This window comes from Erwinia psidii (assembly GCF_003846135.1).
GTDB lineage: Bacteria > Pseudomonadota > Gammaproteobacteria > Enterobacterales > Enterobacteriaceae > Erwinia > Erwinia psidii.
This window is the reverse complement of record NZ_RHHM01000029.1, coordinates 1-1,546: the sequence shown is the minus strand read 5'-3', so window position 1 is coordinate 1,546 and position 1,546 is coordinate 1. Positions and strand designations below refer to the sequence as shown.

2 rRNA genes (1 of these 2 cut by a window edge) are annotated in these 1,546 nt (G+C 55.6%); both read left to right on the top strand.

Annotation, left to right across the window (positions count from 1 at the left end):
- Positions 1 to 1,195 (top strand): 23S ribosomal RNA (locus tag EB241_RS20615); it begins 1,808 nt to the left of the window's first position.
- Between the two features lie 229 nt (positions 1,196 to 1,424).
- Positions 1,425 to 1,540, top strand: a 5S ribosomal RNA gene (gene rrf / locus EB241_RS20610).
- Positions 1,541 to 1,546 lie beyond the last annotated feature (6 nt).

Here is a 1,546-nt window from a genome sequence, read left to right as displayed (position 1 = left end):
TGCGTAGGTGGAGGGACCTGCTCCCCGAGCCGAAGCCAGTCGAAGATACCAGCTGGCTGCAACTGTTTATTAAAAACACAGCACTGTGCAAACACGAAAGTGGACGTATACGGTGTGACGCCTGCCCGGTGCCGGAAGGTTAATTGATGGGGTTATCCGTAAGGAGAAGCTCCTGATCGAAGCCCCGGTAAACGGCGGCCGTAACTATAACGGTCCTAAGGTAGCGAAATTCCTTGTCGGGTAAGTTCCGACCTGCACGAATGGCGTAATGATGGCCAGGCTGTCTCCACCCGGGACTCAGTGAAATTGAACTCGCTGTGAAGATGCAGTGTACCCGCGGCAAGACGGAAAGACCCCGTGAACCTTTACTACAGCTTGACACTGAACACTGAACGTTGATGTGCAGGATAGGTGGGAGGCTTTGAAGCGTGGACGCCAGTCTGCGTGGAGCCATCCTTGAAATACCACCCTTTAACGTTTGGTGTTCTAACCTTGCGCCGTGATCCGGCGCGGGGACAGTGTCTGGTGGGTAGTTTGACTGGGGCGGTCTCCTCCCAAAGCGTAACGGAGGAGCACGAAGGTTGGCTAATCCTGGTCGGACATCAGGAGGTTAGTGCAATGGCAGAAGCCAGCCTGACTGCGAGAGTGACGGCTCGAGCAGGTGCGAAAGCAGGTCATAGTGATCCGGTGGTTCTGAATGGAAGGGCCATCGCTCAACGGATAAAAGGTACTCCGGGGATAACAGGCTGATACCGCCCAAGAGTTCATATCGACGGCGGTGTTTGGCACCTCGATGTCGGCTCATCACATCCTGGGGCTGAAGCAGGTCCCAAGGGTACGGCTGTTCGCCGTTTAAAGTGGTACGCGAGCTGGGTTTAGAACGTCGTGAGACAGTTCGGTCCCTATCTGCCGTGGGCGCTGGAGAATTGAGGGGGGTTGCTCCCAGTACGAGAGGACCGGAGTGAACGCACCGCTGGTGTTCGGGTTGTCACGCCAGTGGCATTGCCCGGTAGCTAAGTGCGGAAAAGATAAGCGCTGAAAGCATCTAAGCGCGAAACTTGCCCCGAGATGAGTTCTCCCTGAGGCTTTAAGCCTTCTGAAGGGACGTTGAAGACGACGACGTTGATAGGCCGGATGTGTAAGCGCAGCGATGCGTTGAGCTGACCGGTACTAATGACCCGTGAGGCTTAACCTTACAACGCCAGAGGCGTTCAGAGTGAGCGTGAGAGAGACGCGAAAGAATTTTCAGTTTGTTGACCGGATAATGTTTTGTCCTGCGGATTCAGGTCCGAAGGATTTTGCGCTGAAGCAAGGCGCCGACCGAGACGGTGTGAAGGAGCATACAGAAGTATGTGACTGAGCAACGCGAGCGGAGGCAACGCAGCAGCAGCGTAAAAGACACAGGACAGGGCAAAAAGAATTTGCCTGGCGGCTTTAGCGCGGTGGTCCCACCTGACCCCATGCCGAACTCAGAAGTGAAACGCCGTAGCGCCGATGGTAGTGTGGGGTCTCCCCATGCGAGAGTAGGGAACTGCCAGGCATCATA